This window comes from Microbacterium californiense, assembly GCF_047246625.1.
Lineage (GTDB): Bacteria > Actinomycetota > Actinomycetes > Actinomycetales > Microbacteriaceae > Microbacterium.
Window position 1 is genome coordinate 208,884 of record NZ_JBFOKQ010000001.1, and the last position, 23,525, is coordinate 232,408.

Genomic DNA, 23,525 nt, shown 5'->3' on the forward strand with positions numbered 1-23,525 from the left:
CCTCACGCGTTCCCCGCCTTCTCCTGGCAGTGCACCAGCACCGTTCGCGTGGCCGTCGCGACCACCGTTCCGTCCTGATTCCGCCCGGTGTGGCCGATCCGCACGATCCCCTGGCCGGGCCGGGACGACGACAACCGCTTCTCGAGGACCGTGCTCTCGGTGTACAGCGTGTCGCCGGCGAACAGCGGATGTCGGAAGGCGATGTCCCCCAGGCCCAGCTGGGCGACCAGCGTGCCCTGGGTGAGCTGGGCGACGGATGCGCCGACCATCGTCGAGAGCGTCCACATCGAGTTCATCAGTCGGGCTCGGTACGGCTCCTGCGCGGCGGCGAAGGCGGCGTCGAGATGCAGCGCCTGGGTGTTCATCGTCAGCGTGGTGAAGAGCACGTTGTCGGACTCGGTCGCCGTGCGACCCGGGCGATGCAGGTAACGGGCGCCCTCTGCGAACTCCTCGAAGTAGAGCCCGCGCTGCACGATCTCCTGCTCGCTCATGCCTGCCACGCTACCCGCCCAGTCCGAGAGCACGTGCGATGACGAGGAGCTGGACCTCGGTGGTCCCCTCGCCGATCTCCAGGATCTTGGAGTCCCGGTAGTGCCGTGCGACGGGGAACTCGTTCATGAAGCCGTTGCCGCCGAAGATCTGCGTGGCGTCGCGCGCGTTGTCCATCGCCGCCTCGCCGGAGACGAGCTTCGCGATCGCCGCCTGCTCGGCGAACGGACGGCCGCTGTCCCGCAGGCGCGCAGCGTGGTGCCAGGCGAGTCGGGCCGTGTGCACGCGGGCGCGCATGCGCGCGAGCGTGAACTGTGCGTTCTGGCGTGTGCTCAGGGCGCTCCCGAAGATCGTGCGGCTCCGGGCGTAGTCGACCGCGGCCTCCAGGCACCCCTCGGCCGCACCGGTCGCGAGCGCGGCGATCGCGATCCGTCCCTCGTCGAGGATGCTGAGGAAGTTCCGGAAGCCCGCGCCGCGCTCCCCGAGGAGGTTCTCCGCGGGGACGCGCGCGCCGTCGAAGACGAGCGGATGCGTGTCGGACGCGTTCCACCCGACCTTGTCGTACGGCGGCTCCACGGTGAACCCGGGCGTGCCGTTGGGCACGATGATCGTCGAGATCTCCTTCCGCCCGCCCTCCGTGCCCGTGACCGCCGTGACGGTGACGAACCGCGTGATGGGCGTGCCGGAGTTGGTGATGAACTGCTTGGAGCCGTCGATGACCCACTCGTCGCCGTCCAGACGCGCGGTCGTGCGGGTGGCGCCGGCATCGCTGCCCGCCTCGGGCTCGGTCAGACCGAACCCGGCGAGGGCCCGTCCGGCGAGGAGGTCCGGAAGCAGGGCCTCCTTCTGCGCGGCGCTCCCGAACCGGTGCACCGGCATGGCCCCGAGGCTCACCCCCGCTTCCAGGGTGATCGCGATCGACTGATCCACCCGGGCGAGCGCCTCGATCGCGATCCCGAGGGCGAAGTAGTCGCCGCCCTGTCCGCCGTGCTCCTCCGGGAAGGGCAACCCGAACAATCCGAGCTCGCCCATCTGCGCCACCACGTCCATGGGGAGCGTATGAGTCCGGTCCGCGTCGTACGACCTCGGCGCCACCACCGTCTCCGCGAACTCCCGCGTCATCGCGGCGAGCTCCTGCTCCTCCTCGGTGAGATCGTCCATCATCGCTCCTCCTCCGTCTCCACGCGCGCGACCGGCTGATCGCGTCGCACCTGATCCCCCACGCCGACCAGCAGGTGCACGACCCCGTCGTGCGGAGCCACGACGGCGTGCTCCATCTTCATGGCCTCGATCGAGACCAGGGGCGCGCCCGCCTGCACGACATCGCCGTCGGCGACGTGCACGGCGACCACGGCTCCGGGCATGGGGGCGAGGCCGCCCCGCTCGTGCGGATCGCCGACCCGTGCGCGCTCGGCGATCCGGCGGCGGGCGACCTGGCCGCGGGTCAGCGGACGGAGCCGGACGCCCCGTCCCTGCTCGCTCACCCAGATCGCGCCGTCCGCGTCTCGCAGGGCGGGAAGCGCGCGTCGACCCGGCTCGTGCGTCTCGACGACGTCGCCGTCGTCGGTGAGGAAGCGCTGCCGCGAATGAGGAGCGATGCCCCCACCGAGCCGCCACCCCGGAACCGCCGCCCAGACCCCGCCCGCACGGTCCGGGAGAGCCTCCCCCGGGACGGCGGCCCGGGCCGCGGCGAGCATTGCCTCGCTGGGGGGCTCGGACCCGATCGGCAGCAGGCTCTGGATGAGGGACGTGTCGAGGTCTCCGGCGCGCACCCGCTCGTCGCGGCAGAGCCGCCGGAGGAAGGCGATGTTGGTCTCGACTCCGAGCACGACCATCCGCCCGAGCGCCGTCTCGAGCTTGTCGAGCGCCTCGCGCCGGCTGTCGGCATGCGCGATCACCTTCGCGATCATCGGGTCGTAGAACGCCGTGACCTCGGATCCCGTCTCCACCGCCGCGTCGACGCGCACGCCGGCAGGCGCCTCGAAGAGCAGGATCGTCCCCGTCGACGGAAGGAATCCGCGCTCGGGCGACTCGGCGTAGACGCGCGCCTCGACGGCGTGCCCCCGCGTCGGAGGAGTCGCGGCGACGGGCAGACCGGCGGCCACGCGAAGCTGCAGCTCGACGAGGTCGAGTCCCGTCACGGCCTCCGTGACGGGGTGCTCCACCTGCAGCCGGGTGTTCATCTCGATGAAGAAGATCTCCTCCGGAGCGTCGGCATCCACGAGGAACTCCACCGTGCCGGCGCCGACATAGGCCACGCTCTCGGCCGCCCGCACCGCCGCCGAGAGGAGACGCTCCCGGGTGTTCGACGGGAGCCCGGCGGAGGGTGCCTCCTCGATGACCTTCTGATGGCGCCGCTGGAGCGTGCATTCGCGCTCGCCGAGGGCGATGACCGTCCCCTCCGCGTCGCCGAAGACCTGCACCTCGATATGCCGGGGGCGGCGGATCAGGCGCTCCAGCACCAGGGCGTCGTCGCCGAAGGCCGCCGCAGCGACCCGGCGGGCGGACGACAGCGCTCCGGCGAGATGCGCCGGGTCTTCGACGACCTCCATCCCCTTCCCGCCGCCACCCGCGCTGGGCTTGACGAGCAGGGGGAACCCGACCTCGGACGCGGCGGCGGCGATCCCCGCCTCGTCGAGCCCGGACGCGTCGAATCCGGGCACGACCGGGACGCCGTGGGACTCCACGTGCGCGCGTGCTCGCGCCTTGTCACCCATGATGTCGAGGGCCTCCCGCCCCGGCCCGACGAACACGATCCCGTTCTCGGCACAGGCCTCGGCGAGGCGCACGCTCTCCGACAGGAAGCCGTATCCGGGATGCACCGCCTGCGCTCCGGACGCGACGGCGGCGGCGACGACCGCCGCCACGTCGAGATACGACTCGGCGGCCGGTGCGCCTCCGATGCGGATCGCATCGTCGGCCTCCCGCACGTGGGGTGCGCCGGCATCCGCATCGCTGTAGACCGCCACGCTGCGGATGCCGAGCGCTCGCAGGGTGCGGATGATGCGACGAGCGATCTCGCCGCGGTTGGCCACGAGCACGGTCGCGAAGAGCTGTGTCGTCATGTCCGTCACATCCGGAAGAGGCCGAAGCCGGGCTCGGGAAGAGGGGTGCGGGCGACGACGTCGAGCGCCAGACCGAGGAGGTCGCGCGTGCGGTCCGGGTCGACGATCCCGTCGTCCCACAGCCGGGCGGTGGCGTAGTAGGGCTCGCCCTGGTCCTCGTACTGCGCGCGGATCGGCTCCTCGAACGCGGCGCGCTCGTCCGGGCTCCAGGACTCCCCGCGCGCCGCGAGCTGATCCTCCTTCACCGTGGCGAGAACCGACGCGGCCTGGCGGCCACCCATCACCGAGATGCGACTCGCCGGCCAGGTCCACAGGAATCGCGGCGAATAGGCGCGACCGCACATCGAGTAGTTCCCGGCTCCGAACGATCCGCCGATGATCACCGTCAGCTTGGGAACGCGCGTGGTCGCGACGGCGGTGACCATCTTGGCCCCGTCCTTGGCGATGCCTCCCGCCTCGGCATCCGAGCCGACCATGAAACCCGTGATGTTCTGGAGGAACAGCAGCGGGATGCCTCGCTGATCGCACAGCTCGACGAAGTGGGCGCCCTTCAGCGCGGACTCGCTGAACAGCACGCCGTTGTTCGCGACGACGCCGACCGGGTGTCCGTGCAGACGCGCGAACCCCGTGACGAGCGTGGTGCCGTACTCGGCCTTGAACTCGCGGAAGGTTCCGCCGTCGACGAGCCGCTCGACGACCTCGCGCACGTCGTACGCCGCATTGACGTCGACCGGGACCACGTCGTGGAGCGAGCCGGTCTCCGCGGGGGCCGTGCTCGCGTGGACCTCCCAGGCCGGTGCCGGCGGTGGGGGCAGCGTGAGGACGATGTCGCGGAGGATCTCGAGCGCATGCTCGTCGTCCTCCGCCAGGTGATCGACGACGCCGCTGCGGCGGGCGTGCATCTCTCCTCCGCCCAGCTCTTCGGCGCTCACGACCTCTCCGATGGCCGCCTTCACCAGCGGCGGCCCGCCGAGGAAGATCGTCCCCTGGCCGCGCACGATCACGGTCTCGTCGCTCATGGCGGGGACGTACGCGCCGCCCGCGGTGCAGGAACCCAGGACGGCGGCGAGCTGCGGGATGCCGGCGGCCGACATCCGCGCCTGGTTGAAGAAGATGCGCCCGAAGTGGTCGCGGTCCGGGAACACCTCGTCCTGCCGCGGGAGGAACGCCCCGCCCGAGTCGACCAGGTAGAGGCACGGGAGGCGGTTCTCGAGGGCGATCTCCTGTGCGCGCAGATGCTTCTTCACGGTGAGGGGCAGGTAGGTGCCGCCCTTCACCGTGGCGTCGTTGCACACGACCATGACGTGGCGGCCGTGCACGAGGCCGATGCCGGCGATCACCCCGGCGCCCGGCACTTCGTCGTCGTACAGCCCGTCGGCGGCGAGAGGCGAGATCTCGAGGAAGGGACTCCCCTCGTCGAGCAGGCGGTCGACGCGCTCGCGCGGGAGCAGCTTGCCGCGGGCGACGTGCCGCTCCCGGGACGAGGCCGGTCCGCCCTGGGCGGCGACCGCCAGTCGTTCGCGCAGCTCGGCGGCGAGGAATTCCTGGGTTGCGGGCATCGTGATGTCCTCCTCGACCCACGTCCGCGCCGACGCTGGCGCGACGCGCGCTCTTTCGGTTAGTGTGCACTAACCCGATGATTCAGGTTAGCGAGGATTAACTGAAATGACAACCCCGGTCACCGCCCGCGATCGCGCCAAAGCCGAGCGCAGCGACGCGCTCCTCCACGAGGCGGCCCTGCTGTTCTCCGAGCGCGGCTACAACGGCGTCAGCCTGGAGGACATCGGCGCCGCGGTCGGCGTCTCCGGACCCGCCGTCTACCGCCACTTCGCCGGAAAGCAGGCGCTGCTCGGAGCCGTGCTGGTGAAGGTCAGCGACGACCTCGTCGCCGGCGGCACCGCCGTCGCCGAGACCCAGGAGTCCGAGGAAGGACGGATGCTGGCGCTCATCCGCTTCCATGTCGAGTTCGCTCTGACCCACGCCGAGGTCATCCGGGTGCAGGACAGGGAGGTCGTCCATCTCTCCCCGGGCGACCGGTCCGAGGTGCGCCGCCTCCAGCGCGCCTACATCGAGCTGTGGATGCGTGCGCTCGAACCGCTGCAGCCCGCGGACGCCGATGAGCTGCGCCTGCGCGTGCAGGCCTGCTTCGGGCTCATCAACTCGACGCCCCACAGCACCCGTGCCGCGGTCCGGCGGCACGCCGCGACGGCCGACGTGCTCGCGGCGATGGCCTACGCCGCGCTCCGCGCCGTCATCTGAGCAGCATCGCGCGACCGGGCTCCTCGAGCACGTCAGCGACGTCCTTGAGGAAGCGTGCCCCCTCGGCGCCATCGACGAGGCGGTGATCGAACGACAGGCTCAGGGTCATGACGTCGCGGAGGGCGATCCCGCCCTGGTGCTCCCACGGCTGGCGACGCACGGCACCCACGGCGAGGATGCCGGACTGCCCCGGCGGCAGGATGGGTGTGCCCGCGTCCACGCCGAACACGCCGATGTTCGAGATCGAGAAGGTCCCTCCTGCCAGCTCCGCCGGGGAGGTGCGGCCGGAGCGCGCCGTCTCCGCCAGAGCCCGGATGCCGGCGCTGAGCTCGACGAGGGTCATGCGCTCCGCGTCCCGGAGGTTCGGCACGATGAGTCCGCGCTCCGTCGCCGCGGCGATGCCGAGGTCGACGTAACCGTACTGCACGATCTCGCCGGCCTCCTCGTCCCATCGGGCGTTCAACCCGGGTGCGCGTCCGAGCGCCAGGCAGACGGCCTTCGCGACGACGGCGAGGGGCCCGATGCGCAGGTCCGCGTACGCGCGGTCCTCCCGCAGCGACGCCAGGAACTCCATGGTGGCCGTGACGTCGACCGAGTGGAACACCGTGACGTGCGGGGCGGTGAAGGCGCTCTGGACCATGGCCGCGGCGGTGTGCTTGCGCACGCCTCGGATCGGGATGCGCGTCTCGCGACGCTCCCCCGACAGGAGATCCGCCACCGCCGGAGTCGGAGCGGGCACGGTCTCGGGTTCCCGCACGGGCCGTCCGCCCCTCGCGACGTAGTCGTCGACGTCACGCCGCGTGATCGGGCGGTCGCCGACCTCGGCCGCCACGAGCACCAGATCGACCCCCAGGCGCTTGGCATGCGCACGCACCGGGGGCGTGGAGCGGGGTCGCTCGACGACGGGATCGAGCGTCGCCGCCGGGGCCGCGTCATGCGGAGCCGCTTGCAGCACGGCGGCATCCACGGTCGGTGCGTTCGGCCGCGCACGACGCGCGCGGCGGGCGGCGCGCGCACCGCTCGTCGGAGCCGCGCCGTAGCCCACGAGGTTCGGCTGAGCCTTCTCCGCGGCAGCAGGTGCGGCCGTCGGCTCCTCCCCCGCCACATCGAAGGCGATCAGCGGCGACCCGACGGCGACCGTCTCCCCGGCCTCGGCATGCAGCGTCGAGACGGTCCCCTCGTAGGGCGACGGCAGCTCGACGACGGCCTTCGCCGTCTCGACCTCGGCGAGCGTCTGGTTGAGCGCGACCTCGTCGCCCGGAGCGACGAGCCACTGCACGACCTCGGCCTCGGTGAGGCCTTCCCCGAGGTCGGGCAGGCGGAACTCCGCGATCATGCGCCCATCTCCGCGAGCGAGTGCGGTCGATCCATCACGCGGTCGACCGCGTCGAGGATCCGGTCGAGGTCCGGGAGGTGGTGCTTCTCGAGCTTGGCGGGCGGATACGGCACGTCGTGGCCCGTCACGCGCAGCGGCGCGGACTCCAGGTACTCGAAGCACAGCTCCGTGATGCTCGCGATCACCTCGGCCGCGACGCCCGCCTCCCGGGAGGCTTCGTGGGCCACGACGACCCGTCCCGTCTTTCGCACCGACGCCGCCACGGTGTCGTAGTCCACCGGCGACAGCGAGCGCAGGTCGACGACCTCGAGCGACACGCCCTCGTCCTCCGCGGCATCCGCGGCCTGGAGAGCGGTCCCGACCATCGCGCCGTAGGCGATGACCGTGGCGTCCGTGCCCGCCCGCACCACATTCGCCAGGCCGAGCGGCGAGGCATCGGCCAGCGGCGCCTCCAGGTCGACCTCGCCCTTCTGGTGGTAGAGCCGCTTCGGCTCGAAGAAGATGACCGGATCGTCCGACGCGATCGCCTGGCGCAGGCAGCGGTAGGCGTCCTGGGGATCGGCGACGGCGACCACGCGCAGACCCGCCGTGTGCACGAAGTAGGCCTCCGGGGACTCGGAATGGTGCTCCGCGGCTCCGATGCCGCCCGCCCAGGGGATGCGGATGGTGATCGGCATCCGGATCCGCCCCTGCGTGCGGTAGTGCAGCTTGGCCACCTGCGACACGATCTGGTCGAAGGCCGGATAGACGAAGCCGTCGAACTGGATCTCGACCACCGGTCGGTATCCGCGGAAGGCGAGCCCGACCGCCATCCCGACGATGCCGGACTCCGCGAGCGGCGTGTCGATCACCCGCGTCGCCCCGAACTCGTCGAGCAGCCCGTCCGTGATGCGGAAGACGCCGCCGAGCCTCCCGATGTCCTCCCCGAGCAGCACGACCTTCTCGTCGTCGCGCAGTGCCTGTCGAAGGCCGGCGCCGAGCGCCTTGCCGAGCGTCATCTCGACCACGTCACGCCTCGCTCTCGAACGATGCGAGGTAGGCGGCGTACTCGTCGCGCTGCCTCTCCAGTCCGGTGTGCGGCTCGGCGTACACGCCGTCGAACACGGCGAGGGGCGGCCGGGTGACCATGCCGAGGCACTCCGCGCGCATCTCCCGGGCCACCGCATCCGCCACCGCCTGGGTCTCCGCCATCTGTGCGTCGTCGAGCTCCCCGCGCGCCCGCAGGTGGGCGTCGAGGCGGGCGATCGGGTCGCGGCGGCGCCAGTACTCGAGCTCGCCCTCCGGGCGGTAGCGTGTCGGGTCGTCCGCCGTCGTGTGCGGCCCCATCCGATAGGTGACGGCTTCGATGTAGGCCGGGCCGCGTCCGGACCGCGCGTGCTCCAGAGCCCAGCGCATCGCCGCCAGGCACGCCAGGACGTCGTTGCCGTCGACGCGCAGGCTGGGGATGCCGAACCCCGGCGCCCTGCCGGCGATCGGATACTGCGACTGCACCGCCACCGGCTCCGAGATGGCCCAGTGGTTGTTCTGGCAGACGAAGACGACGGGCGCGCCGTAGGAGGCCGCGAAGATCATCGCCTCGTTCACGTCCCCCTGGCTGGTCGCGCCGTCGCCGAAGTAGGTCACGGCCACCTCGTCGGCGCCCTCGTGGCGGATGCCGAGCGCGTACCCGACCGCGTGCAGCGTCTGAGCGCCGATGATGATCTGCAGCGGCGCGACGCGCAGGGCCGCCGGGTCGTAGGCCGCCCCCTCCTCGCCACGCCACATGCGCACGTAGTCGGCCGGGCGCGCGCCGCGGGCGTAGATGACGCCGGTCTCGCGGTAGCTCGGGAAGACGTAGTCGCGGGGATCGAGCGCCCGCGCCGTGCCGATCTGGGTGGCCTCCTGACCCTGGCAGGGCGCCCAGAGGCCCAGCTGGCCCTGACGCTGCAGCGCGACGCCCTCGGCGTCGATCCGGCGGAGCACGACCATGTCGCGGTGCAGCGCCCGCAGCGTCCCGGCGTCGACGTCGGCGACGTAGGGGTCGAGCAGCGGGTGGGCGACGCGCGTGCCGTCCGGGGCGAGAAGGCGCTCGGCGAGCTCGAGATCCTGGTCGGCGTCGGCGATCGGAGTGGTCTGGGGTGACATCGTCGTCCTCCTCGGTCTCAGGTGCCCTCGTGAGGCCCCTGTGCGCGGGGGCCGACATCGATGTCGGCCTGCCCTGAGCGTACGTCCGGTGCACACCTCGCTCAAGCAATGCTCGGCGCCTTGAGCATGTTGCCAAGCGCGGACGGTCTCGACCCTGCTAACGTTTGGCACTATGCCAGGACTGGACCGGATCGACCTCGAGCTCCTCGCCGCGCTCGCCGACGATCCCCGCATCACGATCGTCGCGCTGGCGGAGAGCCTCGGCCTGTCGCGCAACACGATCCAGACGCGCATGGCCCGTCTCGAGCAGACCGGCGTGTTCCTGTCGTACGAACGCTCGTTCGCGCCGGACGTGCTCGGCTTCCCGCTGCAGGCGTTCGTGAGCATCGGCGTGCGTCAGACCGAGCTGCCGCGCATCATCAACGAGCTGTCGCGGATCCCCGAGGTCGTCCAGGCCCACGGATTGAGCGGCTCGATCGACATCCTGGCCCGCGTCGCCTGCCGCGACGCACGTCACCTGTTCGACACCGACGCGCGCATCCTGTCGATCGAGGGCGTGGAGCGCACCGAGACGTCGCTCGCCATGGGCGAGGTCATCCCGTTCCGGGTCGCCGGCCTCATCGGCCTCGCTCGACGGGAATCCGGAGGAACCGCCTGATCGCACCGGCGGCCTCGGCCGGCGTCTCGTAGTGGATCAGATGACCGACCTCCGCGATCTCGACGAGTTCCGCGTGCGGGAACAGGCGGGCGAGCGCGCGCTCCGCCTCGATCGGCGTGATGTCGTCCCGATCGGCCGCGATGAGCAGCGTCGGCACGTCGATGTCCCGAGCGAACTGCCGGACGTCGTGCGACACGCTCGTCACGAAGGCGTCACGAAGAACGTCGCGGTCCGAGAACCGGGAGAAGTAGGTGTCGTGCTGGTCGTGGATGAACCGCCGCAGCTGCGGATCGCGCGTCTTGGCCATCGTGATGCTCATGACCCGCACGATCAGCCGGTTCCGCAGCAGGGCCGTGCCCATGCGGGCGGGGAGGCGGGCACCCATCGCGTAGTAGAACACGGCGAGCCGTGTCATGACGCCCTTCGGTCCTTCCAGAGCGGGCGCGCCGATCGGGTTGATCAGGATCAGGCGCGGGGTGCGGAGCCCGCGCGCCACGGCGGCCGAGGCGACGATCGATCCGAACGAGTGTCCCAGCACGATCGCCCCCGGGGCCACGGCATCCACGAACTCGCCGAGCCAGGCGGCGTATGCGTCGAGATCGTGCCGGCGCTCGGGCAGCGGAGCCGTCTCCCCGAAGCCGGGCAGGTCCGGGGCGATGACCCGCACCTCGGGCAGGAAGGCGAGCACGGGCTCGAGTCCGTGGTGCTCGCCGCGGAACCCGTGGACGGCGACGACGGTGGTGCGCGCCTCCGACGGCCCGTACACCCAGTACGCCGTCGTTCCACCGCGGACCTCGACCTCCCGGCGCTCGACGGGGAGCGCGTCGAGTCGGTGGGCGTAGGGCGAGGGCATGGTCATCCCCCGAGTCTACGAGGGCCCGGCCTCTCCCCCGCGACGGATCAGGGTCGCCTGCGCAGCCCGCGCGCCTCCTGGATCTCCGCGCTGCGTCGCGCCTGCTTGCGGACGATCCGCGACCGATCGCGGAGCGGAAGACGCGCCCTGGCCTCGGCCGGCTCCCCGGCGCGCAGCTCCCGCGCACGCTCGACGGCGGCGTCGAACTCGACTCCCAGCATGAGCGAGAGGTTGGCGATCCACATCCACAGCAGGAAGATGATCGCCCCGGCGAGGGAGCCGTACACCCGCTCGTAGTCGGCGATGTTGGTGACGTAGAGGCCGAACAGCGCGGATGCTGCGGCGAGCAGCACGATGGCGACCACGGCTCCCCAGCTGAGCCAGCGGAAGCGCGGATGCCGCACGTTCGATGCGCGGTCGTACACGAAGGCGATGCAGGCGATCACGATGCCGAGCAGGATCGGCCAGCGGAGGATGCGCCAGACCACCAGCACGGTGTCGCCGAGCGAGAGGGCCTCCCCGATGGCTTTCGCGACCGGCCCCGATGCCACCAGCACCACGCCCGCGAACGCCGCCGCGATGAGCAGCACGACGGCCACGAGGATCTGCATCGTCTTGAGCGCCCAGGGCGAGCGGCCCTCCTCCACCTCGTACACGCGGTTCATCCCCCGGCCGAAGGCGGCGATGTAGCGCGCCACCGCCCAGATGGTGAGTGCGACGCCGAAGACGAGGGCGAAGCCGGCGATGGACGAGTCGGTGAGCTCGTCGATCACGCCCCCGACCGCGTCGGCGGTCTGCTCCGTGGACACGGAGCGGATCACCGTGAGCGCGAACCCCACGACCTCGGACTCGGAGCCGAGCAGGCTGACGATCGAGACGGCCACCAGAAGCGCGGGGATCAGGGCGAGCACGCCGTGGAAGGTGAGCCCGGCGGCGATGTCGGCGGCGAAGTCTGCGGCGAACTTCCGCCCCACTGTGCGCGTGACGAACTTCCAGGAGCGCGAGCCGAGATCGCGCGGCGATGTGGTCTCGTCCTCTGTCATGCTGCTCCGCCCACTCGCCTCGAGTCTGGCAGAGCCCGCCCCGTTCGCGAGGGGGGTTGACCCTCGGGAGGGCGGTGGGCTATTCCTGACGATCACGGTCAGCAGCGTCGGGTACTGTCGGAAAGAACGCCAGAATATCGGCTGGGTTCAGAGAGGAACGTCGGGTGCACTTCACGTCACGGGATGTCGAGCGCGTCGAGGAGACCTGGAAGCAGTACGTTCCGTCCGCGGCGCTGCAACGCGTCGAGCCGGCCCGATTCTCCTTCGACTGGACGTCCGCGCAGCTGGGCGACGTGTCCTTCGTGCGCTACGACCTGGCCGCCCAGGTGCATTCCGTCGCCGAGCCGGAGGACCACTTCCTCGCCTGCCGCGTCGAAGCCGCGGACGCCGAGGTGTTCTCCGGGCGTGACGCACTCGACGCCCGCCTGCCCTGGCTCACCGACGCCGCCCGTGTCGAGGCGAAGTGGAAGCGCGGTGCGCGCGTGCGCGCTCTCGTCTTCGACCGCGCGGCGGCGCAGGAACGTGTCCGCCAGGTCGTCGGCGACGACCACCTGGTTCTCCGGACGTCGCGCCTCGCCCCGCTGAACGAGGCCGCCGGCCGCACCTGGGAGCGCATGTTCGCCTACCTGGAAGCCTCGCTGGGCGCGGCCTCCGACAGCGAGATCCTTCAGCGCGAGCTCGAGCGCCACGCCCTCGCCGTCACGCTCACCGCCTTCGCCACGAGCGTCCTCGCAACGGCATCCGACACCCCGCAGCGACGAGCAGCGCCGACCTCCGTGCGCCGCGCGCTCTCGTTCATCGCCGAGAACGCGCACCGGCCCATCACCGTCGACGACGTCGCGGCTGCCGCGTTCATCTCGACGCGCGGCCTGCAGTACGCCTTCCGACGCACCATGGACGCGACACCGGCGGAGTACCTCCGGCGCGCCCGGCTGGAGGGCGCGCATCGCGACCTCCGCAGCGGGGACGGCGAGCCGATCGCCGCGATCGCACGTCGGTGGGGCTTCAGCCACCCGTCGCGGTTCGCGGCAGCGTATCGCGAAGCGTACGGGGTGAGTCCCTCGACCACTGCCGGACGACCGCGTCGATGACATTTCGCGCACACTTCGTTCGCGCATCCGGCGCGTCGGGGGGTACCGACGGGCGTCGTTGACGCGGCCCCGTAGAGTCCGAAGCAGAGCGGTCGACGCGCGTCGCGCCGCCACATCTCATCGTCCGACCAGTCCTCGAGCCAGTCGAAGAGATACCCCCGTGACCACCGGCCGGCACTGCGTCGGCCCTCCCCCGGAAGAACGGTCTCAGAGCCATGGGAAGCCTCTACTACGGCGACACCGCCGAACCCATCCAGATCGAGGATCGCGCGCTCGCGCACCTGAAGGTCGTCATCGCCACGAAGCTCCGTCGCAACGAGAGCTTCACGCTGTCCTGGCGACACCCCGACGGCGAGCCCGTCGGCCGCTCGACGATCTGGCTGCACCCGTCGATCCCCCTCCGTTTCGTGTTCCAGGAACCGTCGTCGCCCGAGCTGAGCCGGGCGTGGATCGAGGAGCTCGCCCACTCGGCGAACTCGAGCGGCGGCATCACCCTGGTCGAAGAGCATCTGGCCGAGGCCGGCGAGTAGTCCGCACCTTCCCCGAAGAGGTCCAGCCCGACGGCTGGGCCTCTTCGTCGTCGGGGGCGGTGCGAGCGGGGCGGGCTCACAGTGCACTCTTAGGTTGATAGTGCATTGTTACACTTTATGGACGATAGTGCACCCTCCGCACGCGAGGCCCGCAAGCGGGACACGATCCGCGCCCTGACGGACACTGCGCGGCGCCTGACCGTCGAGCGCGGCTTCACCGGGTTCACCGTGGACGAGGTGTGCGCCGAGGCCGGAGTCTCTCGACGGACCTTCTTCAACTACTTCGAGAGCAAGGAGAACGCGGTCTTCGGGTTCACCGAGCTCGACCCGCGTCTCGTCGCGCTCGACGACGACTTCGTCGCCATGCGCGGAACTCTGCTCGACGACTTCGTGTCCACGATGATCCGGCGGTGGGAGCTGCTGGACCCGCTGTCCGACGCACCCGCGCTGTTCGCCGTGATCGAGCAGGAGCCGCGCCTGCTGCGGGGCGCCTTCGAGCGGCTCGCCGAGAACGAGCGGCGCGACGTGGCACTGATCACGCGGCGCGAGGGCGCGGAGGCGGTCGAGCGGGCCGAGGTCGTCGTCCACACCGTCGGCGCTCTCGTCCGCATGGCGGTCGACCAGATCTTGCACTCCGCGTCCCCTGAGCCGTTCGGCGAGCTCGTGACCCGAAGGCTCGCCCTCGCGCGGGCCGAATTCGCCCTCGCACAGAAAGACGAGTGAATGACCGACACCGCCACCCGGGACGCACCGTTCCTGCTCACCCGACGACGCATCTGGATCATCTTCGGGGCGCTGATCGCGGGGATGCTGCTGTCCAGCCTCGACCAGACGATCGTCTCGACCGCCATGCCGACGATCGTCGGTGAACTCGGCGGCGTCGAGCACCAGGTCTGGATCACCACGGCCTATCTGCTGGCGACGACCATCGTCATGCCGATCTACGGCAAGTTCGGCGACGTGCTCGGCCGACGCAGCCTCTTCCTCGTCGCGATCGCCCTCTTCACCCTCGCCTCGGTGGGGTGCGCCTTCGCGACGGACTTCTGGATGTTCGTCGTCTTCCGCGCTTTGCAGGGACTGGGCGGCGGAGGCCTCATGATCCTGTCGCAGGCGATCATCGCCGACATCGTCCCGGCGAACGAGCGCGGCAAGTACATGGGTCCGCTCGGTGCCGTCTTCGGGCTCTCCGCGGTGGCGGGACCGCTGCTCGGAGGGTTCTTCGTCGACCACATGACGTGGCAGTGGGCCTTCTACATCAACATCCCGGTCGGCATCGCGGCCTTCATCATCGCGCTCGTCGCGCTGAAGCTGCCGAGCAAGAAGGCCGAGAAGCCCATCGACGTGTTCGGGGTGCTCTTCCTCTCCATCGCCACGACCTGCCTGATCTTCTTCACGGACTTCGGCGGCGACAAGGACTTCGGGTGGTCCTCGCTCGCCACCTGGGCCTGGGGAGCCGGCCTCGTGCTGGCCGCGACCGCGTTCACCGTCACCGAGTCGCGCGTGCAGGACCCGATCATCCCGCTCAGCCTCTTCCGGAACCCGATCTTCGTCAACGCCACCGCGATCGGCCTCGTGCTCGGCGTGGGCATGTTCGCCGCCATCGGCTTCGTGCCGACATTCCTGCAGATGTCCTCCGGGACCTCGGCCGCGGCATCCGGGCTGCTCATGATCCCGATGATGGTGGGCCTGATGGGCACGTCCATCGCGTCGGGCATCGCGATCTCGAAGACCGGGAAGTACAAGGTCTACCCCATCGCGGGCACGATCGTCACCGGCATCGCGATGGTGGCCATGACGACGCTCACGGCGTCCACCCCCATCTGGCTGATCTGCGTGTTCCTGTTCGTCTTCGGCGCGGGTCTCGGACTCATCATGCAGGTGGTCGTCCTGGTGGTGCAGAACGCGGTGCCGGCGGGCGAGATCGGCACGGCGACGAGCACCAACAACTACTTCCGCGAGGTCGGGGCCTCCCTCGGCACCGCCGTCTTCGGCACGCTGTTCACGACCCGGCTCACGGAGAACCTGGTCGGCGTGTTCACCGGCGCCGGGGCCTCGGAGGATGCCGCGTCCCAGGCGGCCGCGACCATCGATCCCGCCACCCTCGGCGGGCTCCCCGACGAGGTGCGGGACGGGATCGTCACCGCCTACGCCGACGCTCTCGCTCCCGTGTTCTGGTATCTGGTGCCGTTCGTCGTACTCGCGCTCGTGCTGTCCCTGTTCCTCAAGCAGATCCCGCTGTCGGACCAGGCCGGTCTGGTCGCCCGCGGCGAGGCGATCAGCGGCACAGAGGCCGAGGAACGGGAGGCGCAGCTGCGCGCGACGACGGCCGGCGGACGTACCCGAGGGAGCATCCGGTCGGCCGGGACCGACGGCGGCGCACCCCGTTAGCCGCGCGCTCGGCGCTCGCGAGGGAGGTCCGCCTCGCCCTCACAGAGCGTCGAGCGTCGCCCGGGCGCTCTCCAGGCCCCGCCGGGCCCGGGCGACCTCGGTCGCCGACGACTTCTCCTCGGCCTCCTCACCGGGAATCCGTCGCTGGGCCTTCTCCAGCTCGCCGCGTGCACGGGCGAGCTCCTTCTCGAGGTCGGCCACCGTCGTCTGCCACTCCCCGAGGCGGCGGTGCGACTCCTCGACGGCCCGTTCGGCATCCGCGTGTTTCCGCTCCGCCTGCGCGACCTCCTGTTCCGCCTGGTGCACGGCGCGTTCGGCCTGGCGTCTCTTCCGCCGTGCCCCCACTTCGTCGGGCGGAGCGGCGACCTCCTCCGGCGGAGCGCCGGCGGCCACGATCTCGTCGAGATCGAATCCGAGACCGCTCCCCGGCTCCAGTTCGCGCACCAGCCGACCGGACGCGACGGCCACCGCCGCGTCCCGATCGAAGAACGCCGCGCTGATCGTCTGCTGCACGGCGTCGAGCGTTCCGGCGGTCACCTTCTCGCCGCGGTCGCGCGCCAGCTGCCCGGCCTGCTCGGCCAGCCGCCGGGTGAGAGCCCGACGCTCCCGTCCGAGCTTCGCGAGCGCCGGGGCGTCGAGATCGTCCTGCGCCTCGCGCAGTTCGGCGGCGAGCTCCAGCGCCTCAGACAGCTCCCCGGCTCGCTCGACGGCGAACACGTTGACGATCCACGCCGCGACCGAGGGCTTGCGCAGCGCGCGGATGGCGTCGGCGACGGCCCGGTCCCCCGCTTCCTTCGCCCGCGCGTTCCGGCGGGATATGAAGTCGCGGAGCGGAGACGCGTACAACTCCGCCGCCGCGGCGGACACCTCATCGCTCATCGCTGCCTCGCGCGCCGGTGGTGTCGGCCCCGGCCGGTCCGTGTTCCGCCCTCACCGTCGAACCGTACGACCAGGACCGCGACGGCCGCAAGCGCGCGGACGGGTGCGAACTCAGGCGCGCCCCTGCAGGATCAGGTTCCAGTACAGCTTCGGGAAGACGTGCCGGTCGATGATCCAGTTGCGGCGGCTCTCCTTGTAGGAGCTCCGCCACAGGGTCGGCTGAAGGCGCCCCTGATCGTCGAACTCGGCGAAGACCGCGGTGTTCCTCGAGACGGTGAACGGGCAGACGCCGTACCCGTCGTACATCGCCCGGGGGATGTCGCCGGCGAGGACCGCGGCGAGGTTGCGCGCCAGCACCTTCGACTGCTTCCGCAGCGCCCCGCCGGACTTGGAGTTCCACGTGCCCGCCGCGTCGCCGAGCGACCAGATCGTGGGATGGGTGGACGAACGCAGCGTGCGGGGGTCGACGTCCACGTATCCGTTCGCATCCGCCAGACCGCTCTCGGCGATCCAGGCGGGCGCCGTCTGCGGCGGCTCGACCATCAGCAGATCGTAGGTGATCTCCTCTCCGGCGCCGAACGAGACGGTGCGCCGGTCGGCGTCGACCGAGCGCAGCGGCGCATCCGTGTGCAGCTCGATGCCGTACTCCTCGATCTTCCGCTCCAGCTCCGCGTCGATCTCGGGGATGCCGTAGACGGTCGGCTCCGGCACGAGCAGGACGACCCGGATACGGTCGAGCACCCCGGCGGCCCGCCAGTACGCGCACGCCTGGTACATCGGCTTCTGCGCCGCGCCCGCGCACGATGCCGGACCCTCCGCCTGGACGAACACCACCGTTCCCTCGCGCACCTCGCGCAGGAGGCGGGAGCTCTTCACCGCGAGGTCGAACTCGTAGTTCGACGCGACGTGCGGTGTGCGGATCGCCGTCTCGAGCCCCGGGACCGCGTCCCAGTCGTTGCGGATGCCGGGAGCGAGCACGAGATGGTCGTATCCTACGACCCCGCCCGACGCCAGCCGCACCTCGTTCGCCTCGGGGGCGACCCCCGTGACCGCATCGCGGATCCAGACCACGTCCTTGGGGAAGACCTCCCGTTGCGGACGGGCGGCCTCGCGCGGGTGCGCGGTCCCGCCGGCGATGTGCGAGAACAGCGGCTTGTAGTAGTGGGTCTCGTTCGGATCGACCACCGCGACATCGGCGCCCGCGCGCCTCAGCCGACCGGCGATCGAGAGTCCTCCGTTGCCGCCCCCGACGACGAGGACGTGATTCGTTCGTGGTGCGTTCGCCGCCGCGTCTGCCGTGCTCACCGTGCCGACTCTAGAGCCGACCGACGACACCCGACACGGCCTTGACACCCGTCACTCCGACAGCATCCGCTCCCGGACTTCGCGCCGCAGCACCTTGCCGATGAGCGAGCGCGGCAGGTCGTCCACCACCGTGACGCGCCGCGGCACCTTGTACGGGGTGAGCCGGGTGCGGCAGAAGTCGCGCACGGCGGCGGCGTCCAGCTCGGCCCCGTCGCGGAGGACGACCGCCGCCGCGACGTCCTCACCGCCTCCGGGACGCGGGAGACCCACGACCGCGGCCGCGACGACGTCGGGATGCGCCTCGAGCGCGTCCTCCACCTCGGAGGGCGACACGTTGAAGCCGCCGGTGATGATGAGCTCCTTGAGCCGGTCGACGATCGTCACGAACCCGTCCGCGGACACCTCGGCGACGTCCCCCGTGCGGAGCCAGCCCTCGCCGACCAATGCGGCCGCCGTCTCGGCCGGGCGACCCCAGTACCCCTGGAACACCTGCGGGCCGCGGACCAGCAACTCTCCCCGCTCCCCCATGGCGCGGTCGACGGAGGGATCGTCGGGGTCGACCACGCGGATCTCCGTGCTCGGGAACGGGACCCCGACCGTCCCCGGCCGCCGCGATCGTCCCATGGGGTTTCCCAGGGCGACCGGCGAGCTCTCGGTCATCCCGTAGCCCTCGACGAGGAGCCCGCCCGTGGTCTCCTCCCACCGTCGCACGGTGGAGACCGGCAGGCTCATCGCCCCCGAGATGGCGAAGCGCACCGTCGACAGGTCGATCGTGCCGCGCGACGCCGCCCGAGCGAGCTGATCGTAGATCGGCGGCACCGCGGGGAGGAACGTCGGCGGGCTCTTCCGAGCGGCTGCCGTCACCAGAGCGAGGTCGAAGGTCGGGAACAGCACCAGCTTCGCGCCGATGCTCATGGCGAAGGTGAGGCAGAGCGTCATGCCGTAGGCGTGGAACAGCGGCAGCACCCCGTAGAAGGTCTCCCTTCCGTCCTTCAACCCCGGGACCCAGGCCTGTCCCTGCAGGGCGTTGGCGCGCAGGTTCGCGTGGGTCAGGATCGCGCCCTTGGGGGTGCCCGTGGTCCCGCTCGTGTACTGGAGGAGCGCGATGTCCCCCGTGGTCGGTCCCGTGACGCGACGTGACAGACGCCGGTGGTCGAGCAGCTTCTCCCAGGTGAGGGGATGCCGTGCCCCGGGGGCCCGCGTCAGCTTCGCCCGCGACGCCCGCGCCTGGGGAAGTGGCAGGCGCAGCAGCATCCGCGTGCCGAACGGCATCGCCCGCGTCATGTCGACGCTCACGATGTGCTGCACGGCGAGATCGGCGGGGAATCCGGCGACGGTGTCGTACACCTTGTCCCAGACGATCGCGAAGCGCGCGCCGTGGTCCTCGAACTGGTGCCGCAGCTCGCGAGCCGTGTAGAGCGGATTGTGCTCGACCACGATCGCCCCGAGGCGGAGCGCGGCGTAGAAGGCCACGACGTGCTGCGGGCAGTTGGGGAGGATCAGCGCGACGCGGTCCCCCTTCTCGACACCCAGACGGCGGAGTCCTTCGGCGGCGCGCTCGATCTGCTCCCCCAGCTCCCGGTACGACGTCACCTCGCCGAAGAACTCGAGGGCGGGGCGGCGCCCGAACCGCCGGATGCTGGCGGCCATCATCTCCGGAAGCGTCTGCGTCGGCGCCGGGATCTCGGCGGGGACGTCTTCGGCGTACGACGCGAGCCAGGGGCGGGATGCGAACGGGGTGGCGGGCATGGTCCCATCCTGCCGTGCCGACCTCGCCGTTGCCTGGGGGATGCTCCGTTGTCAATGCCGTGGTAGGGGGCGGTCGGGTGACGTACAACGAAAGCACGACCACGACCGACAGGAGCAGATCATGAGCACCCCTCCGCCTCCCGCCGCGAACGACGACAGCGAGTACGACGGTCCCGACGACGACCTCGCGTCGGGCAACATCTCCGACGCCGACTTCGCCCACCAGCACCGCGACGGGCGCGATCGCCCGACGGGCGCGGATCCGGCCTCCGGGCAGGGCTGACCGCATCCTCGGTAGGGCGGGTGGGACTTGAACCCACGATCGTCGGGTTATGAGCCCGCTGCCTTGACCAGCTTGGCCACCGCCCCGTATGCCGACAGCCTACCGGTGCATCAGGGCTCGACCGCGGCGGCCGCGCTGTGCGTCTGAACGTGCCCGAGGTACACGTCGGCATTGGCCAGCAGGCGCATCCGCTCCTCCTCCGACAGCGCGCGACGCACCCGCGCCGGCACCCCGGCGACCAGGGAGCCCTCGGGGATGTCGGCGTCGCCGAGCACGACGGCGCCCCCGGCGATCAGACAGCCGGCACCGATCATGGCCCCGCTGAGCACCACGGCGCCCATGCCGATCAACGTGCCGTCGCCGATCCAGCAGCCGTGCACGACGGCGTTGTGGCCGATCGACACCTTCTGCCCCACCACCACCGGGTGCCCGGAATCCACGTGGATCGAGGCGTTGTCCTGCACGTTGCTACCCGCTCCGACGACGATCGGGGCCGAGTCGCCGCGCAGCACCGCGTTGTACCAGACGCTCGCGCCGGCCGCGAGGGAGACCTCGCCGACGACGCGGGCGCCCTCGGCGATGAACGCGCCGTCGGCGATCGACGGCCGGCGACCCGGAAGGGCCATCACGGAGGCTCCGGATGCGATGCTCATGAGGCGAGACTACCCTCACTTCCCCGTGATTACGCGGGATTTCCGCCCGGTTAGCGGAGCCTCAGCTTGCTTGCGGAATGCCTGACGCTGAGTAGCGTTGTCTTCAGCAGGGACGAAAGACGACCTCAGAGGAGCAGATGATGAGCAAGGTTCAGACCGTTTCCACCAGCGCCAGCGACCCGACGGTGGCCGCCGCCGCCGCGCAGTTCCTCTCGCCCGTCGTGCTCGGCCTCCAGGCACTCACCATCAACGGCAAGCAGGCGCACTGGCACGTTCGCGGAGCCAACTTCGTCGGCGTCCACGAGCTGCTCGACACCATCGTCGCCCACGCCGGCGACTTCGCCGACACGGCCGCGGAGCGGATCGTCGCCCTCGGCCTCCCGATCGACGCCCGCGCCGGCGCCGTCGCCGCCAAGGGCAGCAGCACCGGTGTCCCCGCCGGCTTCACGCAGTTCGACGAGCTCATCCGGGCCGTCATCGCCGACATCGACGCGATCCTCGTCGACACGAAGGCCGCGATCGACGGACTCGACGAGGTCGACCTGACGAGCCAGGACGTCGCGATCGAGATCATGCGCGGCCTCGAGAAGGACCGCTGGTTCCTCGTCTCGCACATCGCCGCCTGAGACGCGCAGCACGACGGAGGGCACTCGACCGACAGGTCGGGTGCCCTCCGTCGTTCACGACAGGTGCGTGAGCCGTCCGGCCAGCACCGTAGCGACGACGGGCATCGCTCGCAGCTGCGCTCCGTCGGCCGTCCGGGGATCGGCCGCGCACAGCGCGATGTCCGCGGGCTCGCCGGGTCGCAGGGATGTACGGACACTCGCCCGGAGCGCCGCGTCCAGGCTCAGCCGCTCCTCGGGATGCCACGGCGGGCGGGAGTCGTCCGTCCGCGCGACGGCCGCGGAGATGGCCTGCCACGGGTCGAGCGGCGCGACCGGGGCGTCCGACCCGAAGCGGAGCTCGACCCCCGCCGCGACCAGGGAGGCGAGCGGGTACCCGACGCCGTCCTGTCCGTCCCACAGCATCCCCGCGAGATCGCGGTCGTCCAGAGCATGCTGCGGCTGCACGCTCGCCACCACGCCCGATCGCGCGAACCGTGCCAGGTCCGACTGGCGCACGAGCTGCGCATGCTCGATGGATCCGTGGGCGCCGGTGATCGCGAACGCGTCCAGCGCCGAGGAGGCCGCCCGGTCGCCGATGGCGTGCACGGCGACCGACAGTCCGGCCCCGGTCGCCCGCGTGAGGAGCTCGATCAGCTCATCGCGCGGCACCGAAAGCACGCCGAAGTTCCCGGGATCCCCCGGGTACGCATGCGAGCAGGCGGCGGTCCGGGTGCCCAGCGACCCGTCGCTGATGACCTTGAGCGGTCCGACCCGGATGAGCCCGCGCGCCGCGGCCGGCGCGTCCTCCGGCTCGCGCACGTCGCCGGTCCGTAGTCCGGCCTCGACCGCCCGGGCGAGATCGAAGGGGTACACCGCGAACTCGACGCGGTGCGCGGCGAAACCGGCCGCGACGCGTCTCGGCCACGCATCCGCGTTCCACGCCATGTCGAAGTCGACGAGCCCGGTGACGCCGCGCGACGCCGCCCGCTCCCCCGCGCGCAGGACCGCCCGATCCCCGTGCTCGGGGTCGACCGCGTTCAGCCGACGGGAAATCTCGAACGCATCCTCCTCGCGCAGGATGCCGTCGTCGCCGGGGAAGCCCTCCCGCCGCAGGGCCGCGGAGTTCATCCACACGCTGTGCACGTCGGCGTTGATCAGATAGGTCGGAACGTCGCCGGTCGCTGCGTCGAGCAGCGCCAGGGAGGGGTCGTCGGGCCACAGCGCGTCGCGGTAGCCGCCGCCGACCCGACGGCCGTCGGGAAGCGGCGCGACCGCCCTCATGCGTGCGGCCGCCTCTGCCGCGGATCCGGCGTCCCCGAGCGCCTCCCGCTCGGCCGCCAGCGCCCACTGCACGGTGTGGACGTGGTTGTCCCACAGCCCCGGCACGGCCCACGCGCCGTGCCCGTCGAGCACGTCCGTCGGCGCCGTCAACGCCCCGGTGGGGGCGATGTCCGCGATGCGTCCCCCGGCGAGGAGGAGGTCGACCGGCTCGTTGTCCGCGAGGTGCTCGCGCCCCGGTCCCGCGAGGCGGACCGCGCGCAGCATCGAGATCTCGCCGCCGACGCCCGTCACGAGCGGGTGCCGTTCCCCGCCGCGTGCGCGCGGCGCATCTCGGAGGCGAGAGCCGCATCGGCATAGGGGCCGGTGCCCTCGAGCTCCGCGATGATCGCCTCGATCGTCTCGGGCGGCTTGTTCTGGCTGAGCTTCCTCTTCGCCACGACCCGAGTGGGCGTCAGGCGGAAGCCGACCGTGCCCGCGGCGAGCCGCGTGACGAAGGCCTCGTCGTTGGGCCGCTCCCACATCCTCCGCGGCGCAGGCAGCCGCCCCTCGAACCGATCCACCAGACGGTCGAGCACCACCAGGTTCTCCTCCGCGCTCAGGATCTCGGGCACCCCCGCGAGGTGGACGGCCGTGTAGTTCCAGGTCGGAACGGACGCCACATCCCCGTACCAGCCGGGTGAGATGTAGCCGTGCGGACCCTGGAAGACCAGGAGCATCTCCGTCTCGCCGATACCGTGGACGAGGTCATCCGGTCGCCCGACGTGGCCGACCACGGTCAGGTCCTCCCGCGTCTCGTCCAACAGCACGGCGTAGTGCGAGGCGACCAGACCGTCCGGCGTCGAGCTCATCATCGTCGCCCAGGGGTTCCCGTCGATCAGACGGCGGATCTCCGCGACGTCGGCAAGGGTGAAGCTGGGGTTCTGGCGCATCCCCT

23 protein-coding genes and 1 tRNA gene are annotated in these 23,525 nt (G+C 71.2%); 8 read left to right on the forward strand and 16 right to left on the reverse strand.

Translation table 11 applies throughout. The features are described 5' to 3' along the window. Positions 1–2: 2 nt before the first annotated feature. The 4 genes from AB3M82_RS01035 to AB3M82_RS01050 are packed head-to-tail and all read right to left on the reverse strand — an operon-like array spanning position 3 to position 5,113. On the reverse strand, positions 3–491 hold the full coding sequence (locus AB3M82_RS01035) for a MaoC family dehydratase (protein WP_412954982.1): 489 nt from the start codon (positions 489–491) through the stop codon (positions 3–5). A 10-nt stretch (positions 492–501) separates the two neighbouring features. Beyond that, a complete protein-coding gene (locus AB3M82_RS01040) occupies positions 502–1,653 on the reverse strand; it encodes an acyl-CoA dehydrogenase family protein (RefSeq protein ID WP_412954985.1) in 1,152 nt (383 codons plus the stop codon). After that, positions 1,650–3,554: an acetyl/propionyl/methylcrotonyl-CoA carboxylase subunit alpha gene (locus AB3M82_RS01045; RefSeq protein WP_412954988.1), complete on the reverse strand. Its 1,905-nt coding sequence runs from the start codon at positions 3,552–3,554 to the stop codon at positions 1,650–1,652. The genes AB3M82_RS01040 and AB3M82_RS01045 overlap by 4 nt, the downstream gene beginning before the upstream one ends. Positions 3,555–3,559: 5 nt before the next feature. After that, positions 3,560–5,113 carry a carboxyl transferase domain-containing protein gene (locus tag AB3M82_RS01050; RefSeq protein ID WP_412954991.1) on the reverse strand — a complete coding sequence of 518 codons (1,554 nt, stop codon included), beginning with the start codon at positions 5,111–5,113 and terminating at the stop codon, positions 3,560–3,562. Positions 5,114–5,219: 106 nt separating this feature from the next. On the opposite strand from AB3M82_RS01050, the gene AB3M82_RS01055 reads away from it, so the two are divergent. Continuing rightward, positions 5,220–5,813: a TetR/AcrR family transcriptional regulator gene (locus AB3M82_RS01055; RefSeq protein WP_412954993.1), complete on the forward strand. Its 594-nt coding sequence runs from the start codon at positions 5,220–5,222 to the stop codon at positions 5,811–5,813. On the opposite strand, the gene AB3M82_RS01060 is transcribed toward AB3M82_RS01055, so the two are convergent. The 3 genes from AB3M82_RS01060 to pdhA are packed head-to-tail and all read right to left on the reverse strand — an operon-like array spanning position 5,806 to position 9,273. Further along, entirely contained in the window at positions 5,806–7,149 is a 1,344-nt protein-coding gene (locus AB3M82_RS01060) for a dihydrolipoamide acetyltransferase family protein (protein ID WP_412954995.1), read from the reverse strand. The two genes, AB3M82_RS01055 and AB3M82_RS01060, sit on opposite strands and share 8 nt — an antisense overlap. Continuing rightward, entirely contained in the window at positions 7,146–8,147 is a 1,002-nt protein-coding gene (locus tag AB3M82_RS01065; RefSeq protein ID WP_412957979.1) for an alpha-ketoacid dehydrogenase subunit beta, read from the reverse strand. The genes AB3M82_RS01060 and AB3M82_RS01065 overlap by 4 nt, the downstream gene beginning before the upstream one ends. Positions 8,148–8,157: 10 nt before the next feature. After that, complete coding sequence (pdhA, locus tag AB3M82_RS01070; RefSeq protein ID WP_412954997.1) at positions 8,158–9,273, reverse strand: pyruvate dehydrogenase (acetyl-transferring) E1 component subunit alpha; 1,116 nt, start codon at positions 9,271–9,273, stop codon at positions 8,158–8,160. 172 nt (positions 9,274–9,445) lie between these two features. Between pdhA and AB3M82_RS01075 the strand changes: the two genes are divergently transcribed. Beyond that, a complete protein-coding gene (locus AB3M82_RS01075) occupies positions 9,446–9,931 on the forward strand; it encodes an Lrp/AsnC family transcriptional regulator (RefSeq protein WP_412955000.1) in 486 nt (161 codons plus the stop codon). Here AB3M82_RS01075 and AB3M82_RS01080 read toward each other — a convergent pair. Then, a complete protein-coding gene (locus AB3M82_RS01080) occupies positions 9,891–10,790 on the reverse strand; it encodes an alpha/beta fold hydrolase (protein ID WP_412955002.1) in 900 nt (299 codons plus the stop codon). The genes AB3M82_RS01075 and AB3M82_RS01080 overlap by 41 nt on opposite strands. A gap of 41 nt (positions 10,791–10,831) precedes the next feature. Then, positions 10,832–11,827: a YihY/virulence factor BrkB family protein gene (locus AB3M82_RS01085; protein WP_412955004.1), complete on the reverse strand. Its 996-nt coding sequence runs from the start codon at positions 11,825–11,827 to the stop codon at positions 10,832–10,834. Between the two features lie 164 nt (positions 11,828–11,991). On the opposite strand from AB3M82_RS01085, the gene AB3M82_RS01090 reads away from it, so the two are divergent. The 4 genes from AB3M82_RS01090 (at position 11,992) to AB3M82_RS01105 (ending at position 15,836) form a co-directional block, all read left to right on the forward strand. Continuing rightward, positions 11,992–12,918, forward strand: coding sequence for a helix-turn-helix transcriptional regulator (locus AB3M82_RS01090; RefSeq protein WP_412955006.1), 927 nt, complete (start codon positions 11,992–11,994; stop codon positions 12,916–12,918). Between the two features lie 215 nt (positions 12,919–13,133). Beyond that, positions 13,134–13,448: a DUF7882 family protein gene (locus AB3M82_RS01095; protein ID WP_412955008.1), complete on the forward strand. Its 315-nt coding sequence runs from the start codon at positions 13,134–13,136 to the stop codon at positions 13,446–13,448. A gap of 117 nt (positions 13,449–13,565) precedes the next feature. Then, complete coding sequence (locus AB3M82_RS01100; RefSeq protein WP_412955011.1) at positions 13,566–14,171, forward strand: TetR/AcrR family transcriptional regulator; 606 nt, start codon at positions 13,566–13,568, stop codon at positions 14,169–14,171. Continuing rightward, positions 14,172–15,836, forward strand: a complete 1,665-nt coding sequence (locus tag AB3M82_RS01105; RefSeq protein WP_412955013.1) for an MDR family MFS transporter — start codon at positions 14,172–14,174, stop codon at positions 15,834–15,836. It abuts the gene before it with no gap. 39 nt (positions 15,837–15,875) lie between these two features. On the opposite strand, the gene AB3M82_RS01110 is transcribed toward AB3M82_RS01105, so the two are convergent. The 3 genes from AB3M82_RS01110 to AB3M82_RS01120 form a co-directional block, all read right to left on the reverse strand. Then, complete coding sequence (locus AB3M82_RS01110; protein ID WP_412955016.1) at positions 15,876–16,715, reverse strand: transposase; 840 nt, start codon at positions 16,713–16,715, stop codon at positions 15,876–15,878. A 111-nt stretch (positions 16,716–16,826) separates the two neighbouring features. Further along, a complete protein-coding gene (locus AB3M82_RS01115; RefSeq protein ID WP_412955018.1) occupies positions 16,827–18,020 on the reverse strand; it encodes an NAD(P)/FAD-dependent oxidoreductase in 1,194 nt (397 codons plus the stop codon). 51 nt (positions 18,021–18,071) lie between these two features. Further along, positions 18,072–19,769, reverse strand: coding sequence for a long-chain-fatty-acid--CoA ligase (locus tag AB3M82_RS01120; RefSeq protein ID WP_412955020.1), 1,698 nt, complete (start codon positions 19,767–19,769; stop codon positions 18,072–18,074). Between the two features lie 121 nt (positions 19,770–19,890). Between AB3M82_RS01120 and AB3M82_RS01125 the strand changes: the two genes are divergently transcribed. Then, complete coding sequence (locus AB3M82_RS01125) at positions 19,891–20,052, forward strand: hypothetical protein (RefSeq protein WP_412955022.1); 162 nt, start codon at positions 19,891–19,893, stop codon at positions 20,050–20,052. A 12-nt stretch (positions 20,053–20,064) separates the two neighbouring features. On the opposite strand, the gene AB3M82_RS01130 is transcribed toward AB3M82_RS01125, so the two are convergent. After that, a tRNA-Ile gene (locus AB3M82_RS01130) sits at positions 20,065–20,138 on the reverse strand. 24 nt (positions 20,139–20,162) lie between these two features. Then, the gene (locus tag AB3M82_RS01135) at positions 20,163–20,705 is read right to left on the reverse strand and encodes a gamma carbonic anhydrase family protein (protein ID WP_412955023.1); all 543 of its coding nucleotides are present in this window, start codon (positions 20,703–20,705) and stop codon (positions 20,163–20,165) included. A 140-nt stretch (positions 20,706–20,845) separates the two neighbouring features. Here AB3M82_RS01135 and AB3M82_RS01140 point away from each other — a divergent pair, with 140 nt between their 5' ends. Continuing rightward, positions 20,846–21,331 carry a Dps family protein gene (locus AB3M82_RS01140; protein WP_412955025.1) on the forward strand — a complete coding sequence of 162 codons (486 nt, stop codon included), beginning with the start codon at positions 20,846–20,848 and terminating at the stop codon, positions 21,329–21,331. A 54-nt stretch (positions 21,332–21,385) separates the two neighbouring features. On the opposite strand, the gene AB3M82_RS01145 is transcribed toward AB3M82_RS01140, so the two are convergent. Both AB3M82_RS01145 and AB3M82_RS01150 read right to left on the reverse strand, forming a co-directional pair. Next, positions 21,386–22,855 carry an amidohydrolase gene (locus AB3M82_RS01145; RefSeq protein WP_412957980.1) on the reverse strand — a complete coding sequence of 490 codons (1,470 nt, stop codon included), beginning with the start codon at positions 22,853–22,855 and terminating at the stop codon, positions 21,386–21,388. A gap of 23 nt (positions 22,856–22,878) precedes the next feature. Continuing rightward, positions 22,879–23,520: an FMN-binding negative transcriptional regulator gene (locus tag AB3M82_RS01150; protein ID WP_412955027.1), complete on the reverse strand. Its 642-nt coding sequence runs from the start codon at positions 23,518–23,520 to the stop codon at positions 22,879–22,881. Positions 23,521–23,525 lie beyond the last annotated feature (5 nt).

Bases quoted from the DNA above. Each gene is read 5' to 3' on its own strand.
- AB3M82_RS01125 (WP_412955022.1), top strand. From the start codon at position 19,891: ATGAGCACCCCTCCGCCTCCCGCCGCGAACGACGACAGCGAGTACGAC.
- AB3M82_RS01150 (WP_412955027.1), bottom strand. From the start codon at position 23,520: ATGCGCCAGAACCCCAGCTTCACCCTTGCCGACGTCGCGGAGATCCGC.
- AB3M82_RS01060 (WP_412954995.1), bottom strand. From the start codon at position 7,149: ATGATCGCGGAGTTCCGCCTGCCCGACCTCGGGGAAGGCCTCACCGAG.
- AB3M82_RS01140 (WP_412955025.1), top strand. From the start codon at position 20,846: ATGAGCAAGGTTCAGACCGTTTCCACCAGCGCCAGCGACCCGACGGTG.
- AB3M82_RS01055 (WP_412954993.1), top strand. From the start codon at position 5,220: ATGACAACCCCGGTCACCGCCCGCGATCGCGCCAAAGCCGAGCGCAGC.
- AB3M82_RS01110 (WP_412955016.1), bottom strand. From the start codon at position 16,715: ATGAGCGATGAGGTGTCCGCCGCGGCGGCGGAGTTGTACGCGTCTCCG.
- AB3M82_RS01145 (WP_412957980.1), bottom strand. From the start codon at position 22,855: ATGCTGCGCGCGGTCCGCCTCGCGGGACCGGGGCGCGAGCACCTCGCG.
- AB3M82_RS01095 (WP_412955008.1), top strand. From the start codon at position 13,134: ATGGGAAGCCTCTACTACGGCGACACCGCCGAACCCATCCAGATCGAG.
- AB3M82_RS01080 (WP_412955002.1), bottom strand. From the start codon at position 10,790: ATGACCATGCCCTCGCCCTACGCCCACCGACTCGACGCGCTCCCCGTC.
- AB3M82_RS01035 (WP_412954982.1), bottom strand. From the start codon at position 491: ATGAGCGAGCAGGAGATCGTGCAGCGCGGGCTCTACTTCGAGGAGTTC.
- AB3M82_RS01045 (WP_412954988.1), bottom strand. From the start codon at position 3,554: ATGACGACACAGCTCTTCGCGACCGTGCTCGTGGCCAACCGCGGCGAG.
- AB3M82_RS01085 (WP_412955004.1), bottom strand. From the start codon at position 11,827: ATGACAGAGGACGAGACCACATCGCCGCGCGATCTCGGCTCGCGCTCC.
- AB3M82_RS01105 (WP_412955013.1), top strand. From the start codon at position 14,172: ATGACCGACACCGCCACCCGGGACGCACCGTTCCTGCTCACCCGACGA.
- AB3M82_RS01065 (WP_412957979.1), bottom strand. From the start codon at position 8,147: ATGACGCTCGGCAAGGCGCTCGGCGCCGGCCTTCGACAGGCACTGCGC.
- AB3M82_RS01040 (WP_412954985.1), bottom strand. From the start codon at position 1,653: ATGATGGACGATCTCACCGAGGAGGAGCAGGAGCTCGCCGCGATGACG.
- AB3M82_RS01075 (WP_412955000.1), top strand. From the start codon at position 9,446: ATGCCAGGACTGGACCGGATCGACCTCGAGCTCCTCGCCGCGCTCGCC.
- AB3M82_RS01050 (WP_412954991.1), bottom strand. From the start codon at position 5,113: ATGCCCGCAACCCAGGAATTCCTCGCCGCCGAGCTGCGCGAACGACTG.
- AB3M82_RS01100 (WP_412955011.1), top strand. From the start codon at position 13,566: ATGGACGATAGTGCACCCTCCGCACGCGAGGCCCGCAAGCGGGACACG.
- AB3M82_RS01120 (WP_412955020.1), bottom strand. From the start codon at position 19,769: ATGCCCGCCACCCCGTTCGCATCCCGCCCCTGGCTCGCGTCGTACGCC.
- AB3M82_RS01135 (WP_412955023.1), bottom strand. From the start codon at position 20,705: ATGAGCATCGCATCCGGAGCCTCCGTGATGGCCCTTCCGGGTCGCCGG.
- pdhA (WP_412954997.1), bottom strand. From the start codon at position 9,273: ATGTCACCCCAGACCACTCCGATCGCCGACGCCGACCAGGATCTCGAG.